This window comes from Thermococcus sp., assembly GCF_015523185.1.
Lineage (GTDB): Archaea > Methanobacteriota_B > Thermococci > Thermococcales > Thermococcaceae > Thermococcus.
The window spans coordinates 15779-28928 of record NZ_WAKV01000063.1; the positions used below are offsets into that span (position 1 = coordinate 15779).

General features: G+C 51.5%; 19 protein-coding genes and 2 tRNA genes. 10 read left to right on the forward strand and 11 right to left on the reverse strand.

Annotation, left to right across the window (positions count from 1 at the left end):
- Positions 1 to 73: 73 nt before the first annotated feature.
- A complete protein-coding gene (locus F7B33_RS07260; RefSeq protein ID WP_297073969.1) occupies positions 74 to 289 on the reverse strand; it encodes a hypothetical protein in 216 nt (71 codons plus the stop codon).
- Between the two features lie 92 nt (positions 290 to 381).
- Here F7B33_RS07260 and F7B33_RS07265 point away from each other — a divergent pair, with 92 nt between their 5' ends.
- Entirely contained in the window at positions 382 to 2061 is a 1680-nt protein-coding gene (locus tag F7B33_RS07265) for an ATP-dependent DNA ligase (protein ID WP_297073985.1), read from the forward strand.
- On the opposite strand, the gene F7B33_RS07270 is transcribed toward F7B33_RS07265, so the two are convergent.
- On the reverse strand, positions 2045 to 2824 hold the full coding sequence (locus F7B33_RS07270; protein WP_297065770.1) for a PrsW family glutamic-type intramembrane protease: 780 nt from the start codon (positions 2822 to 2824) through the stop codon (positions 2045 to 2047). The two genes, F7B33_RS07265 and F7B33_RS07270, sit on opposite strands and share 17 nt — an antisense overlap.
- A 121-nt stretch (positions 2825 to 2945) precedes the next feature.
- Here F7B33_RS07270 and pyrE point away from each other — a divergent pair, with 121 nt between their 5' ends.
- Positions 2946 to 3494: an orotate phosphoribosyltransferase gene (pyrE, locus tag F7B33_RS07275; protein ID WP_297073970.1), complete on the forward strand. Its 549-nt coding sequence runs from the start codon at positions 2946 to 2948 to the stop codon at positions 3492 to 3494.
- On the opposite strand, the gene F7B33_RS07280 is transcribed toward pyrE, so the two are convergent.
- Together F7B33_RS07280 and F7B33_RS07285 are read right to left on the reverse strand one after the other, a co-directional pair.
- A complete protein-coding gene (locus F7B33_RS07280) occupies positions 3456 to 4283 on the reverse strand; it encodes a MinD/ParA family protein (RefSeq protein WP_297064811.1) in 828 nt (275 codons plus the stop codon). The two genes, pyrE and F7B33_RS07280, sit on opposite strands and share 39 nt — an antisense overlap.
- A 43-nt stretch (positions 4284 to 4326) precedes the next feature.
- Positions 4327 to 4542, reverse strand: a complete 216-nt coding sequence (locus tag F7B33_RS07285) for an ArsR family transcriptional regulator (RefSeq protein ID WP_297064809.1) — start codon at positions 4540 to 4542, stop codon at positions 4327 to 4329.
- A 109-nt stretch (positions 4543 to 4651) separates the two neighbouring features.
- Between F7B33_RS07285 and rlmD the strand changes: the two genes are divergently transcribed.
- The gene (rlmD, locus tag F7B33_RS07290; protein ID WP_297073972.1) at positions 4652 to 5908 is read left to right on the forward strand and encodes a 23S rRNA (uracil(1939)-C(5))-methyltransferase RlmD; all 1257 of its coding nucleotides are present in this window, start codon (positions 4652 to 4654) and stop codon (positions 5906 to 5908) included.
- Between the two features lie 61 nt (positions 5909 to 5969).
- Positions 5970 to 6395, forward strand: a complete 426-nt coding sequence (gene lrpA, locus F7B33_RS07295; protein ID WP_297063538.1) for an HTH-type transcriptional regulator LrpA — start codon at positions 5970 to 5972, stop codon at positions 6393 to 6395.
- 139 nt (positions 6396 to 6534) lie between these two features.
- Here lrpA and F7B33_RS07300 read toward each other — a convergent pair.
- Positions 6535 to 6612, reverse strand: a tRNA-Tyr gene (locus F7B33_RS07300).
- 77 nt (positions 6613 to 6689) lie between these two features.
- On the opposite strand from F7B33_RS07300, the gene F7B33_RS07305 reads away from it, so the two are divergent.
- From F7B33_RS07305 to F7B33_RS07320, 4 genes are read left to right on the forward strand one after another with little or no spacing between them, the layout of a single operon-like run.
- Complete coding sequence (locus tag F7B33_RS07305; RefSeq protein ID WP_297063536.1) at positions 6690 to 7256, forward strand: hypothetical protein; 567 nt, start codon at positions 6690 to 6692, stop codon at positions 7254 to 7256.
- A gap of 30 nt (positions 7257 to 7286) precedes the next feature.
- A complete protein-coding gene (locus tag F7B33_RS07310) occupies positions 7287 to 7511 on the forward strand; it encodes a type II toxin-antitoxin system HicB family antitoxin (protein WP_297063534.1) in 225 nt (74 codons plus the stop codon).
- Positions 7489 to 7737, forward strand: coding sequence for a type II toxin-antitoxin system HicA family toxin (locus F7B33_RS07315; protein WP_297063532.1), 249 nt, complete (start codon positions 7489 to 7491; stop codon positions 7735 to 7737). Before F7B33_RS07310 ends, F7B33_RS07315 begins: the two co-directional genes overlap by 23 nt.
- Before the next feature lie 11 nt (positions 7738 to 7748).
- Complete coding sequence (locus tag F7B33_RS07320) at positions 7749 to 8306, forward strand: aldolase (RefSeq protein ID WP_297063529.1); 558 nt, start codon at positions 7749 to 7751, stop codon at positions 8304 to 8306.
- A 17-nt stretch (positions 8307 to 8323) separates the two neighbouring features.
- Here F7B33_RS07320 and F7B33_RS07325 read toward each other — a convergent pair whose 3' ends face one another.
- Positions 8324 to 8575 (reverse strand): UPF0147 family protein, encoded by a 252-nt coding sequence (locus F7B33_RS07325; RefSeq protein WP_014122777.1) that lies wholly within the window; start codon positions 8573 to 8575, stop codon positions 8324 to 8326.
- A 103-nt stretch (positions 8576 to 8678) separates the two neighbouring features.
- Positions 8679 to 9206 carry a cob(I)yrinic acid a,c-diamide adenosyltransferase gene (gene cobO / locus F7B33_RS07330; RefSeq protein WP_297073986.1) on the reverse strand — a complete coding sequence of 176 codons (528 nt, stop codon included), beginning with the start codon at positions 9204 to 9206 and terminating at the stop codon, positions 8679 to 8681.
- Positions 9207 to 9288: 82 nt separating this feature from the next.
- On the opposite strand from cobO, the gene F7B33_RS07335 reads away from it, so the two are divergent.
- Positions 9289 to 10122 (forward strand): DUF835 domain-containing protein, encoded by an 834-nt coding sequence (locus F7B33_RS07335; protein ID WP_297073974.1) that lies wholly within the window; start codon positions 9289 to 9291, stop codon positions 10120 to 10122.
- Between the two features lie 10 nt (positions 10123 to 10132).
- On the opposite strand, the gene F7B33_RS07340 is transcribed toward F7B33_RS07335, so the two are convergent.
- Both F7B33_RS07340 and F7B33_RS07345 read right to left on the reverse strand, forming a co-directional pair.
- A tRNA-Gly gene (locus F7B33_RS07340) sits at positions 10133 to 10210 on the reverse strand.
- A 38-nt stretch (positions 10211 to 10248) separates the two neighbouring features.
- The gene (locus F7B33_RS07345; protein WP_297073975.1) at positions 10249 to 10860 is read right to left on the reverse strand and encodes a class I SAM-dependent methyltransferase; all 612 of its coding nucleotides are present in this window, start codon (positions 10858 to 10860) and stop codon (positions 10249 to 10251) included.
- A gap of 55 nt (positions 10861 to 10915) precedes the next feature.
- Here F7B33_RS07345 and F7B33_RS07350 point away from each other — a divergent pair, with 55 nt between their 5' ends.
- Entirely contained in the window at positions 10916 to 11545 is a 630-nt protein-coding gene (locus F7B33_RS07350) for a hypothetical protein (RefSeq protein WP_297073977.1), read from the forward strand.
- Here the strand turns inward: F7B33_RS07350 and F7B33_RS07355 are convergent.
- Positions 11510 to 12910: a DUF2079 domain-containing protein gene (locus F7B33_RS07355; protein ID WP_297073978.1), complete on the reverse strand. Its 1401-nt coding sequence runs from the start codon at positions 12908 to 12910 to the stop codon at positions 11510 to 11512. The genes F7B33_RS07350 and F7B33_RS07355 overlap by 36 nt on opposite strands.
- A 28-nt stretch (positions 12911 to 12938) precedes the next feature.
- On the reverse strand, positions 12939 to 13150 hold a 212-nt coding region (locus tag F7B33_RS07360), incomplete at its 5' end, for a DUF2103 domain-containing protein (protein WP_297073980.1).

Consider the following 13150-nt stretch of genomic DNA (forward strand, 5'->3'; position numbering starts at 1 on the left):
CTATACATCACGTTGTAGTCAAGCCTTGCTCCTCATCTGAAAGGCCTTGGTAAGGGTCTTCCCGTAGTACTCCTCAACAAGGCCATCCTTCACGTAGTACTTCCCGAACATCGAAACCGTGCCCGCGTGCTTCTTGGGGGAGGGCTCTTTGAACAGGAGGAGCGCCCTTGAGGCGTGAAACGTATGCCCTGCTTATTGCATCCCTGTATTTTCCGTGCTCGAAGAGTATGTAAGCTGAGGAGAGTTCTTCCTCTGCCACTTCCATTTCCCTCTCGATTTCCTCCAGCATCGAGTTATTTACGGTGTCAGAATATTTAAACGTCTCCCCACTAGGCTTTTATCCCCCTCGCCGTATTTTTCTTGGTGGTGAGGATGGGTGATATGAGGTATTCAGAGCTGGCAGACCTCTACAGGAGGCTTGAGAAGACCACTCTCAAAACGCTGAAGACCAGGTTCGTCGCGGACTTCCTCAAGAAAACACCGGATGAGTTGCTTGAGATAATGCCCTATCTTATCCTTGGCAAGGTCTTTCCTGACTGGGACGAACGCGAGCTTGGCGTTGGGGAAAAACTGCTCATAAGGGCTGTTTCCATGGCAACGGGTGTTCCGGAAAAGGAGATAGAGAACTCCATCAAGGACACCGGGGATTTGGGTGAGAGCGTTGCCCTAGCGCTAAAGAAAAGGAAGCAAAGGAGCTTTTTCAGCCAGCCACTCACGATAAAGCGCGTTTATAACACCTTCGTTAAGATAGCCGAAGCCCAAGGGGAGGGAAGCCAGGATAGGAAGATGAAATATTTAGCGAACCTCTTCATGGACGCCCAGCCGGAGGAGGGTAAATACATAGCTAGAACCGTTTTGGGAACCATGAGAACGGGTGTTGCCGAGGGAATATTGAGAGACGCCATAGCCGAGGCCTTCAAAGTCAAGCCCGAACTCGTGGAAAGAGCCTACATGCTCACGAGCGACTTCGGTTACGTTGCAAAGATAGCGAAGCTCGAAGGAAACGAGGGTCTCTCGAAGGTCAACATACAAATAGGAAAACCCATAAGGCCGATGTTGGCCCAAAACGCGGCCAGCGTAAAGGACGCACTCCTAGAAATGGGCGGCGAGGCGGCATTCGAGATTAAGTACGACGGCGCTAGAGTTCAGGTTCACAGGGACGGCGACAGGGTGATAATATACTCAAGAAGGCTTGAAAACGTTACCCGGTCGATACCTGAGATAGTTGAAGCCGTGAAAGCCTCAATAAAACCCTCGAGGGTTATAGTTGAGGGCGAGCTGGTGGCCGTTAGTGAAAACGGTAGACCGAGGCCCTTCCAGTACGTCCTGAGAAGGTTCAGGAGGAAGTACAACATCGAGGAGATGATTGAGAAGATTCCCCTTGAGCTGAACCTCTTTGATATTCTCTACGTCGAAGGCGAGAGCCTCATAGACACTCCTTTCAAGGAGAGGAGGAAGAGACTCGAAGAGAGCGTCAACGAAAGCGAGAAAATAAAACTCGCCGAGCAACTCGTGACAAAGAAGGTTGAAGAGGCCGAGGGGTTTTACAAGAGGGCTTTGGAGCTTGGCCACGAGGGACTCATGGCAAAGAGACTGGATTCAATATATGAGCCCGGAAACAGAGGCAAGAAGTGGCTGAAGATTAAGCCGACGATGGAGAACCTTGACCTTGTCATCATCGGCGCGGAATGGGGCGAAGGAAGAAGGGCACACCTCCTCGGCTCGTTCCTCGTTGCCGCATACGACCCGAACAGCGGTGAGTTCGTCCCGGTCGGAAAGGTCGGGAGTGGGTTCACAGATGAAGACTTGATGGAGTTCACAAAGATGCTGAAGCCCCTGATTGTCAGGGAGGAGGGCAAGTTCGTCGAGATTGAGCCTAAGGTCGTCATCGAGGTCACTTACCAGGAGATACAGAAGAGCCCCAAATACAAGAGCGGTTTCGCACTCCGCTTCCCGCGCTACGTGGCTTTGAGGGAAGACAAAAGCCCGGAGGAGGCAGACACGATAGAGCGCGTCGCCCAGCTCTACGAGTTCCAGGAGAGGTTCAAGGCCAAGAAGTAAGGTCCTCGCTGGTTTCTTCCTCGGATTCTTTTTCTACTTCATTTTCAAGGGTTCCCAAGTCCGAATAGAGGGTTCCAAAGGTTGTCTTCCTCCGCTCGAGGAGTCTTCTCTCGTAATCTATGGCGAACCTAAACGCCCCATCGATGGAATTGTAGAGCTTAATGACTGCCCATATTCCGCCGAGTGCGAGCAGGCCGGCTATTCCACCGCCGAAGGGCATCAGAAGGATAGGTGCATCGTAGAGGCCATGGAGGAGGGAGGCACGCAGGTAGCCCTCAAGGAGGGAACCGCGAAGGGCACTTTCGAGAGCCACTGCCGTCCAAGCAACGTGGAACATCAGGATTATGAGTCTCAGAAAACCCCCGATTAAGTTTCCACGCGAGGCAAGAACCACGAAGTAAATGAGCGCCTCCACAATTCCAAAAAAGAGAGCAACCTTTAGAGTAAGTCTCCACCGCGTCATCGTGTCCTTGCATCGGCTAAAAACGAAGGGGAGGAGCTTTGCCCCCTCCTCTATAGGGCCGACGAAGATTGCTAGAGCTAGAAACATCGCTGAGCTTCCCCAAAGTGGATATATCACCGCGAACTCAAGGAGGAGCGCAGTCACGAAGGCAATAATGCCCCAGCCGAGTATTAAAAGTTTTGAAACGGGAAAAACGGCCCTATTGGTCTCGGCCAGCCATGAGAGGGTTTTCATGAATATTCTAACCCCAAAGATGAGCGCTATGAATACGTAGGCAACAACCACGAGTTCTCCAACCATGTGACCACCGCCTAACTTTGGGCGATGGTAACTTAAGCCTTTCGGTTAACTGGATTGTGTTAAACTGAAAACCTCACGTCACTTTTTTAAACATGCCCATGAACCTCAGCTGGTGGTTTAGATGGACAGGAGAGACAAGCTAATAGAGGCATTTTTCAGGGAGAAGGCCATACTCTTCGGCCACTTTGTGCTGACGTCAGGGAAGGAGAGCGACTACTATATCAACGTCAAGAAGCTCATAACCAACCCCGGGGTTCTAAAGCTGATTGCAGAGCTAATGAAAGAGAAGGCCGAAGAGCTTGGAGTTGAGTTCGACAGAGTTGCTGGCCCCGAGCTCGGGGCGGTGCCTATAGCGACGGCACTTTCCCTCGAAACGGGCAAGCCCCTCGTAATCGTCAGGAAGAAGCCTAAAGGCCACGGAACCGGGAGTCAGATTGAGGGGGAGGTAAGGCCCGGAGATAGGGTTCTCCTCGTCGAGGACGTGACAACGACCGGTGGAAGCGTCCTCCGTTCAGCGAAGGTCCTTGAGAAGGAGGGAGCTAAGGTAACGGCCATCCTAGTCGTCGTTGATAGAGAGGAAGGCGCGGGGGAAAACCTGAAGGACTACACCTTTGCACCCCTTGTTACCGTCTCAGAGCTTTTCACCAGAAGGGACTCCGTGGAGGACTGACAGAAAGGCCTCCTTTATCCTCTCCCAGAGGCTCCTCTTTTCTCTCCTCCCAAACACCCACTCGCTCAGGACCCTTCCCGCCGTGGTTATGTCCTTCGATGCTCTCGCGTGCGGGGAGAAGGCTATAGCGGGGATTCCCTCGTTCTGACTCGCGGGAACCGCCGGGTCGTGAGCAACAATCCCAACGACCGGGACGTTGAAGCTCCCCTCGAGGAAGTTCACTATACCTTCAATTGCAGGTTCGGCTTCGCGAACCTTGTTTATGATGACCCCAACCTTTAGGCCATAAGCCTCGCCGATAGCCTTCAGCTTCTCGACTTCGTTCTCAACCATACGGTGGAAGGAGTGAATCGGCCCCCTCTCGACCTCGATTATGATTAGCTGATACTGAGCAAGCCTGAAGGTCGAGATTGTGTCGAAGGGTATCCCCACTGGGGAATCTATCAGCGTAACGTCGTATTTGGCCTGAACTTCCATCACAATCCCCCTGAGCCTTCTCTGGTCTATGTCGAGAATGTCGTAGAGCTTCGAACTCCCAGGGAGGACGTCAACGCCGGTCCTCACGTCCCGATAAATGGAATTCTCAAGGCTCGACTCCTCGTTCTTAAGTAGAGTGTGGAGGTTCGTCACGGGGTTGTATACTCCGAAGTGGAAGGCGAGTTTTGGAAGGTAAAGGTCCCCATCTATCGCGAGGGTTCTGAGGCCGATTCCAGAGAAATAAGTCGAGAGATTGGCCGTCATTGTCGTCTTCCCGGCACCACCTCTGCCAGTAATCACTATCGATACCATAAGCTCGTCTCCGATTTCCGTTGATTAAAGAAAATGATTGAAGTCAAATGTAGTCCTCAAGCGTCTTGGCTTTCACCATGATGGAGGCCTTCTCACGGCCGTAGAAGACCTCAACGAGACCTTCAGACTCCAGCTCCCTAACGGTTTTGAGCAAAGCCGGAGCGGGTGTCTCGAGCTCGGCACTGAGGTTCTGGAGGGCAACGGCCCTCTTCTTGGTTGCCAAAACCTTATAGACTATATCCTTACGGCGCCCGAACATGAACCCGGCACCGATAATAGTATGCTCTAGAACTAAATAAACCTTCCGTGGACAGTTTTGGCGAATGTTCAAAGGGCAGGTTTATAAGCACTCACGAGCATCGCCGGCCATGAGGGGAGTTATCGAGAAGCTAAGCGACGAGGGACTCGGAGTTCTCAGGAATGGGAGGAAAGAAATACTCGTCCCGTACACTGCGCCAGGAGATATCGTTGAAGTCAGAAAGTGGAGGAAAAAGAAAAAAAAGTTAATAGCGACCGATTTTGAAGTCGTTGAACCCTCTGAGATTAGGGTTGAGCCTAAATGTTCTCATTTCAGTAGGTGCGGGGGCTGTTTGCTCCAGCACATACCCTATAAGGAACAGCTCCGGTTTAAATCATCAAAACTTTCCAGATATCTTGGCATGAATGTCGAGGTTATTCCCTCTCCGGTAATATACGGCCACAGAAACAGGATTGATATTGTCATCTCGACAAAAGGGATTGGGTTCAGGCGCTACGGAACGTGGTGGGATGTCGTTGGCATCGAGGAATGTCCTGTCTTTGGGGAGACGAGTGGAAGGGTTTTGAACGCCCTGAGGGAGTTCATCGAGGATGAAAAGCTCTCGCCATACGACATTCGGAAGAACAAGGGCTTTTTGAGGTACATCGTTATCCGTGAAGGAAAGTTCACCGGCGAGGTCATGGTCAACCTCGTAACAAAGGAAGGAAAGCTACCGGAGTCCTTCCCAGACTACTTTCCCTTTGCAACCTCACTCTACTGGAGCGTCAACAGGAGCGAGAGCGACGTTTCCTATGGCGACGTTGAACGCTTCTGGGGGGAGCCATTCATAAGGGAAAGGCTGGACGACGTTACATATTTGATTCACCCGAACAGCTTTTTCCAGACGAACACTTATCAGGCGGTCAACCTAGTTAGAAAAGTTGCCAAGCTCGCCAACGGTGAAAGGGTTCTTGACCTTTACTCTGGCGTTGGGACGTTTGGGGTCTACTTGGCGAAGAGGGGCTTTAGAGTTGAGGGGATAGAAATCAACCCCTTCGCCGTTGAGATGGCCAACGAAAACGCCCGAATAAACAACGTTGAGGCAACCTTCAAGGTTGGAAGCGACAAAGACGTCGAAAGCCTTTCAAACTACGATACTGTTATTGTTGACCCACCCAGGGCGGGCCTTCATCCAAAGCTAATCCGAAAAATACTGAGAGACGAACCCGAAAGGCTTATTTACGTATCCTGCAACCCCAAAACGCTCGCCGAAAACATATCCCACCTGAAGGAGAAGTACAGAATCGAGAGTGCCGTGGGCCTTGACATGTTTCCACATACGCCACACGTTGAAGCCGTGGTTGAATTAAAGAGGTTCGAGACCTAAACCGAAAAGACCGATACCTTAATAAATGGTGGGTGCGTAATTAGAACTTAGGTGGTGGATTGTGCTTGATGAGAGGGACAGGATTATACTTGACATGCTCACCAAAGACGCTAGAACACCCTTCACGGAGATAGCCAAAGTCCTCGGTATCAGTGAGACGGCGGTGAGAAAACGAGTTAAGGCCCTTGAAGAGGCCGGGGTAATAAAGCAGTACACGATAGTCGTTGACCCGGCAAAGCTCGGCTACAACCTCGTAAGCATTACCGGAATAGATACCAAGCCGGAGAAGATTTTTGAGGTGGCGAGCAAGCTCAAAGAGTTCGACTTCGTGAGGCACGTCTACCTCACGAGCGGTGACCACATGATAATGGCCGAAGTCTGGGCAAAGGACGGCGAGGACCTCTCGGACATCATCTCAAACAAAATCGGAAGGATTGACGGCGTCCTCAAGGTTTGTCCGGCGATTATCCTCGAAAGGATGAAGTGAACCGGGGACCTCTTTTAACTTCTTCTTGAGGTCCCAAATCAATTTTAAAACATCCACTTCTCCGAGAATAAGCTAGAAGCAACTTGACAGCGAGGTTTATTTCATTCAAAAGGACTTTGAGAAAAGCTCAAAATTCTGGTGGTCCCGCGGCCCGGATTTGAACCGGGGACCTGCGGATCTACAGTCCGCCGCCACTCCCAGGCTAGGCTACCGCGGGACCCTACTGGGTGGCCCGAACCATTATCCCCGGGACAGGTTTATAAATTTTTCCCCTCGAATACCTGCGGTGGGAAAATGGACGAGCCGATAACAGTCGCAATCCCCCTAGCGAGAAGGATGGCAATCGTCATGGTCAATGACAAGAGGCTACCCTCGGGCGAGGAAGTCCGGGACTTCCTGAAGGAACTCGGTCTCGAGGAACTTTATCAAGGCAGGGGGCTGGCACTGTTCAGGAGCAGTGACGTGATAGCCCTACTCTTCCCCAGGGAAAACATCGTAGTTGACCTTATTCCAGCGAGCGGGGAGGTGAGCGATGCCCTTGAGGTCATAGCGTATCACGACAGGAAACTCAACTCGCTAATCCTCGAAATCCTCCCGGCGAACGATTTGGAGTACGAGGGCAACATAGGGATTGAACCGGTTATAGTTAACATAGAAACCGGCGAGCTGGAGAGCAATCCCGTTCTCGGGGACTTCGAGGAGGATAAGGACGGTATCTACCTCGTTATCGATAGTGAGACCTTCGAGCGCTGGAAGGAGAGTGGAAACTTAGATACGTGCCCAATATGTGGCGGTGAACTGAGGTGGCGCGGAAAGAGAGCAATCTGCCTCGACTGTGGTTACGGGGTTAAGGTTAAGTAAGTGCAGGACAAAGGATGAGTGTGGTGAAACATGATAGTCAAGTTTGAGGTATACTTCGATGGCGAATACTGGTGCGCCAAAGGAATCGATGACGATATCTTTACCCAGGGAAAAACCCTGGATGAACTCATGGAGAACATTAGAGAGGCAGTAGAACTCCACTTCGAGGAAGAGATAGAACGTGGAGAAGAAATCGTTGTTTTAACACTATCACAATTTGAGGTGTCTCGCGTTGAGCAGACTGCCAGTAGTTAGCGGGGAAAAACTGATAAAACTCCTGGAAAAACTTGGATACTCGGTGGTAAGACAGAGGGGTAGCCACGTCAGGCTTGAAAAGAGTACATCGATGGGGACACACAAGATAACCGTCCCATACCACGATGAAATCTCCAAGGGAACACTCAACGATATTCTCAACAAAGTTTCCCTTTGGAATGGAATTCCCAAGAAAGAGCTTATTGAGATGCTAAAAAAACTTTGAGGGTGATTAACGTGACAAGAGTAGCCAAGCGTCAGCTCGTTCGATACTCAAGAAAGGCCCACGAGAGGGGTTTAACGGCCGCATTCGGGGGGAACCTGAGCATTAGGGTTGGTAACCTCGTGTTTATCAAGGCAACCGGAGTTGTTATGGACGAGATGAGCGAGGAGCAGGTGGCCGTTATAGACCTGAACGGAAACCGGCTCTCAGGGGTTAGACCCTCCTCCGAATACAGGCTTCACCTGGCCGTGTATAAAGCGAGGCCCGACGTGAAAGCGATAGCCCACCTTCATCCGCCCTATTCGATTGTTGCATCAACTCTCCTTGAAGGCGAACTGCCAATCATAACCCCTGAGGCAGAGCTCTACCTCGGCAGAATCCCGATAGCCCCCTTCCGGCCTGCAGGGACGGAGGAGCTGGCAGAGGTTACGGCGGAAGCTTTGAGAAACGAGGATGCCGTTCTGATGGCCAGGCACGGCATAGTCACCGTTGGAAAAAGCTTGAGGGAGGCATTTTATAAGGCGGAACTCGTCGAGGAGAGTGCAAAACTCTGGTACTTAAGCAGAAAATGAGCGGAAAAACTAAAGGCTCACTTAACCTGCTCCAAAGCGCCAAGAACCTCCCAGATGATTGTCCTCGTGTGCATGGGCATGTTTGGGTCCTCGCTAATCTCCTCGAGGATTGCTATTGCATCTGCGGCCCTAACGGCCGGCTCCTTGCTCTCATCGAGGAGAACTTCTATCGCCTGCTCGGCCGCTCTCCTAATGTTCCTTGGAACAACGGTGTCCTGAACAACCTGCTCCTTGAGAACCTGAACAATCTGCTGGATGAGCTCGCTCATATCATCACCCCCTTCCGATTATCCTAAAAAATTGTTACTAAAATCTCCCCGGCTTATCTTAAGCTTTCCTAACTAAAAAGCTTTTCGGTTCCTGACGAAGACCTCAGTATTCAACGCCCCTCCTTGCGAGTATTCCCTTCTGGTAGGGATGCTTTACCTCCCTCATCTCCGTAACGTAGTCGGCGAGCTCAAACAGCTCCTCCGGGCAGTAACGACCGGTGAGGACGAGTTCCGTTTTTGGTGCCTTTCTCTCTATGAGCCCTTTGACTTCTTCAACGTCCAGCATTTTGAAGCCCAAGGCAACGCAGATTTCATCGAGAATTACCAAGTCCCACTCACCGCTGGAAACGAGTTCCTCCGCCCTCTTCAGAGCCCTCTTAGCGGCCTCAATATCATCGGGCTCGGGCTTCCCGTGGACGAACTTCGGCAGGCCGAAGGACTCTATGAGGGCACCACATTTCTCGATTTTCTTCTGCTCCCCGTAGACCTTCGGAGCCTTCATGAACTGGACTATCGCAACCTTACCACCGGAGCCGAGCATCCTCACCGCGAGGCCAAACGCGGCAGTTGTCTTCCCCTTTCCGTTTCCGGTGTAGATGTGAACCAAACCGAGTTTTTCCCTCCAGGACATGGCCACCACCGTCGGATAAATTTTCCAACACCTTAAAAACCCCTCGAAACTGTTAAAAAAATTCAACGTCAAAATCTCCCCCATGTTTCAGATACTCTCAATGGGCTACTTCCTCCGTGACCTCACCGTGTTGCTTCTGTCCCTTGCAATAGTCATAATGCTCCTCGCGGTCGAGAAGAGCATCAAAAGGAACCTCAGGGTAAAGTACTTCACCAGGGTTTTCAACGTCCTCGTTGGTGCGTTTCTCCTAATCGTGATTGCCGAGCTGATAGGTGTGCTCCTCAGGACCTCAGTCCTCTATGGAAACCAGGGATACCTTATAGTCCGCTCCGTCCTCCTAACCGTGGGGGCACTCCTCCTCTTCGCCTCTTCTATCATGCTCTACCTTCCCTTTGCACGGGGTCGCTACGTTATCGTGCCGATAGCAACCGAACCGAGCCAGGAAATAGCGTACGGGGGCTACTGGGGAAGAAGCGAGGAAACGGAGCACCTCTTTGTTGAACTGACAAAGCACAGGCATCTACCAGGTATAGCCGTGACAAGGGACCCGCCGGATGTTTTCAAGTCTAAACTCGGCCTCAGAATAGTCCCGGTGCTCTGGGTTTCGAAGGTGCGCCACGATGAGGCAGTTGACCCAACGAGGTTACCCTACCTCCTCGAAAACCTGAAGGCGTTTCTTGAATCGACGAACCTCGACAAGGTAATACTGATTGATTGCGTTGAGTACCTGCTCCTCGAAAACAAACCCGAGAGCGTTTTGAAGTTCATAGCAAGCCTCAGAGATTTGGCGACCCTCAACAGGGGAATACTCCTCGTCTCCGTTGAAAAGGAGGCCCTTGACGAGAAGCTCTTCAACATGTTAATTTCCGAGCTGAAGCCCGTGGAAGAGCTCAGAAAAACACTCGAAAAGGGATGAGTCAAGAATCTGGTGCGGTGGCCGGGATTTGAACCCGGGTCACCGGCTTGGGAGGCCGGTGTCCTAGACCAGGCTAGACTACCACCGCACACCCGTTAATCTTAGGGGAAGGGCACTTTAAAAGTTTTACTCTCCAAGGGGTTTCCTCGCGACAATCAAACGCACTATTCCCCTGTAATGGCTTTCTTCCTTCTCAATTTCAAAGTATTTGGTAACAAGTCTATGGGTCTCCCGGAGGGGGTCATCCTCAAGGAGGGGGTTGAGTATCAGTTTCATCGGCCAGAGGAAGAAGTAGTTGATAAGCTTTGAGTCGCTCCTCGTGTGCTCGAGGAAAATCGCCCGTCCACCTGGTTTTAGAACGCGCAGGATTTCTTTCATCCCCCTCTCGGGGTTTGGAACGGTGCAGAAGACGAAAGAAGAAACAACTGTGTCGAAGCTTTTATCCGGAAAAGGAAGCTCCTCAACGTCGGCCTCTCTGAAGCACGCGTTGAGACCCAGCGCTTTGGCCTTCTTTTCGGCTATCCCAAGGGCCTCGGGAACGGCATCAATCCCGCAGAGCTCAATGTCCCTCGGGTAGTATTTCAGCGTCTTACCAACGCCGACGCCGACCTCAAGGATTCTTTTTCCTTCGATGAAGGAGATGGCTTTCCTCCGGAGCGGACAGAAGAACCTGTCGAGGGGCCTTTCTAGGACATCGTAGTATCTGGCGAGCCTCGCGTACTTCTCGCGGAACGACATAGAGAAACTACCGCAGGGCTTTTAAAAACCTCACCCAACGCCCGACGGTGGGAGCATGCCGTACCTAGTAATCGAACACCTTGAGAATATAAGCGACTGGCTCTGGCTGGAGTATAAGCACGTAAGCGAGTGGTGGGGGGACAGGCTTATTTTCACCAACGTTTTACCGGAGGAAAGGGAGAGGCTCGCGAAGCTCGGGAGCGTTATAGGGGAGAGCATCACACGCTTTCCCTTTGACCGCTCGAAGATAATAGTCCTCGACCTCCAAGCAGAGGAGGAGCTTAAACCGGAGGACATCGAGGAGGACACGATAATAGTCGTAGGCGGAATCCTCGGCGACGCTATCCCCAGGGGTAGAACCAGGGAGTTCATAACCTCAAAGATGGAAGGGGTTAAAGTAAGGCACATCGGAAGACCCCAGTTCTCGATAGATGGAGCATCAATAGTGGCGAAGCTCATAGCGGACGGAAAAAGGCTGGGGGAGATTGACTACGAGGAGAACCCGACGATTAAGCTGGACGAGTTCAGCGAGATAACGCTCCACTACGCTGTGCCGAAGCTTGAAGGAAAGCTTTTGCTAACACCAGGCCTCATAGAGCTCCAGAAGAGGGAGCTCGGCTACACGGAGGAGGAAATCAGTGATGAGGAGTTAATCGAGTTCTTTGAGGGGAAGAGGCAGCTTTAGGCCCTTTTTCATAAAAACCTCTATTCCGTCCTTTGAGTATATGCAAACGTACTTTGTCCCAGCCATCCCGCGGAGCCTCTTGAGGTAAACGCGACCGCGGTAGGTTTTCACGTTCACGAGCACCAAGTCAGGCGTGATTCTGGCGGGGTAAACGTAGACGTTCTGCTTGGTGGCCAGAGCGGGATAGAATGCCGGCTGGGTGTAGATTGAGAGGTTCGTCTTCAGAAGGGCGTCAATAACATCCCAAGCCGTTTTGTAGCCGGGAAACGGTTTGAAAACGGTGTAGTGAACCAGAGAAAATTGCTCATCCAAAGGTTTTCTAACAACCGGCATCGTCGCCCATGACGTCATCAATCCAAGAGCTAAGAGAACCGAGAGTATTTTTCTCAGGTCGAGCTCCCTGAGGGCAAAGACGGCCCCAACAAAGGACAGAGGGACGAGCATATAGGTGTAGTGGAAGCCGAAGGTGTACTGGCTTGGTCTCGAAGCGAGCAGGTTTTCGAGCCACGGCAAAGCCAGTAAAACCCAGTTGCGCGGGAGAAAGAGAGGGAACAGTCCAAAACTCAAGTTGAAGAGCAGGAAGTAGGCTAGCTTCCGCCCAGTCAAGTGAACGTGCCTGTAAAGGTCCGCGTAGATATAACCCCTGCCAAAGTGGGGAATCACGAGTTTTATGACCACAACGCCGTAGAGAACCGCAATCACAGCGATGATAACAAGGTGGAGGTTTTTCTTGAGGCTTTCAAAGGAAAGACCGTCGCGAAGGGTCCACCAAATCGCCAGCGAGGAAACCCCAAGGAAAGTATCCTCTTTCACCGACAGGAGTAGAAGAGAGGCGAAAAGGAAAGCACGGTCTCTGCCATCCACGAGGAAGATTGCGGCGAGGAGGAAAAGGGGAACCGCGAGTGAGACGGGGTGGAACTCGAATAGGTTTATCCCAACGAGAGAGGAGTTGAATGCGTAGAGCACCGTCAGAGCAACGGCGAGTTTCTCATTAAGGGCCCTTTTGGCAAGGAAATAAGCTAGAAGGACCGAAGAGCCAAGGGAAAGGCTCTGAATAACCAGGAGGGTCTTCGGTGAGGGAAAGAGCTTGAAAACGGGAGCAAGGAGTAATAGGAGTGGCTGGAAATGAACGCCAAAGTGATTGGAGACGCCGTAGAGTTGCCACTCGACGGTGTTGAAGAGTGGTCGGCCGTGGACGAAGCCCGCGAGGGATTGGGTGAAAATACCGAGGTCAAGGCTGGAGTAGAGAAGGTATCTGAACTTAAGAAGGCTTAGATGAACCATAGCGAGCGAATAAACTAAAGCTATGAGAACCGCGGTAACGTCGTAATACAATAATCGAGTTTTAATTTGAAACTTCACCATCAAAAGTAGTTAAAAGCTGAATTTAAAATCATTTCGCCCACTCGTCGGCGAGGTGTGTTATCTCCTCACGAACCCTCGCGCGGTCGGGCTTGTCAACGACGAGAAAGACCTCCTGAACGGAACCGTCGCTCTTGGCGACGAGCTTTAAGCCGGTTTGAGTTTCCCGCGTTACCTTAATCTCGAAGCCCCTCGAATCGCTCGCGTAAATCCTTCCCGGGATTACCTTTTTAACCCCGGGAA

Excerpts from the sequence above, each read along its gene's own strand:
- F7B33_RS07260 (WP_297073969.1), bottom strand. The coding sequence starts at position 289 with ATGCTGGAGGAAATCGAGAGGGAAATGGAAGTGGCAGAGGAAGAACTC.
- F7B33_RS07265 (WP_297073985.1), top strand. The coding sequence starts at position 382 with ATGAGGTATTCAGAGCTGGCAGACCTCTACAGGAGGCTTGAGAAGACC.
- F7B33_RS07270 (WP_297065770.1), bottom strand. The coding sequence starts at position 2,824 with ATGGTTGGAGAACTCGTGGTTGTTGCCTACGTATTCATAGCGCTCATC.
- pyrE (WP_297073970.1), top strand. The coding sequence starts at position 2,946 with ATGGACAGGAGAGACAAGCTAATAGAGGCATTTTTCAGGGAGAAGGCC.
- F7B33_RS07280 (WP_297064811.1), bottom strand. The coding sequence starts at position 4,283 with ATGGTATCGATAGTGATTACTGGCAGAGGTGGTGCCGGGAAGACGACA.
- F7B33_RS07285 (WP_297064809.1), bottom strand. The coding sequence starts at position 4,542 with ATGTTCGGGCGCCGTAAGGATATAGTCTATAAGGTTTTGGCAACCAAG.
- rlmD (WP_297073972.1), top strand. The coding sequence starts at position 4,652 with ATGAGGGGAGTTATCGAGAAGCTAAGCGACGAGGGACTCGGAGTTCTC.
- F7B33_RS07305 (WP_297063536.1), top strand. The coding sequence starts at position 6,690 with ATGGACGAGCCGATAACAGTCGCAATCCCCCTAGCGAGAAGGATGGCA.
- F7B33_RS07310 (WP_297063534.1), top strand. The coding sequence starts at position 7,287 with ATGATAGTCAAGTTTGAGGTATACTTCGATGGCGAATACTGGTGCGCC.
- F7B33_RS07325 (WP_014122777.1), bottom strand. The coding sequence starts at position 8,575 with ATGAGCGAGCTCATCCAGCAGATTGTTCAGGTTCTCAAGGAGCAGGTT.
- cobO (WP_297073986.1), bottom strand. The coding sequence starts at position 9,206 with ATGTCCTGGAGGGAAAAACTCGGTTTGGTTCACATCTACACCGGAAAC.
- F7B33_RS07335 (WP_297073974.1), top strand. The coding sequence starts at position 9,289 with ATGTTTCAGATACTCTCAATGGGCTACTTCCTCCGTGACCTCACCGTG.
- F7B33_RS07345 (WP_297073975.1), bottom strand. The coding sequence starts at position 10,860 with ATGTCGTTCCGCGAGAAGTACGCGAGGCTCGCCAGATACTACGATGTC.
- F7B33_RS07350 (WP_297073977.1), top strand. The coding sequence starts at position 10,916 with ATGCCGTACCTAGTAATCGAACACCTTGAGAATATAAGCGACTGGCTC.
- F7B33_RS07355 (WP_297073978.1), bottom strand. The coding sequence starts at position 12,910 with ATGGTGAAGTTTCAAATTAAAACTCGATTATTGTATTACGACGTTACC.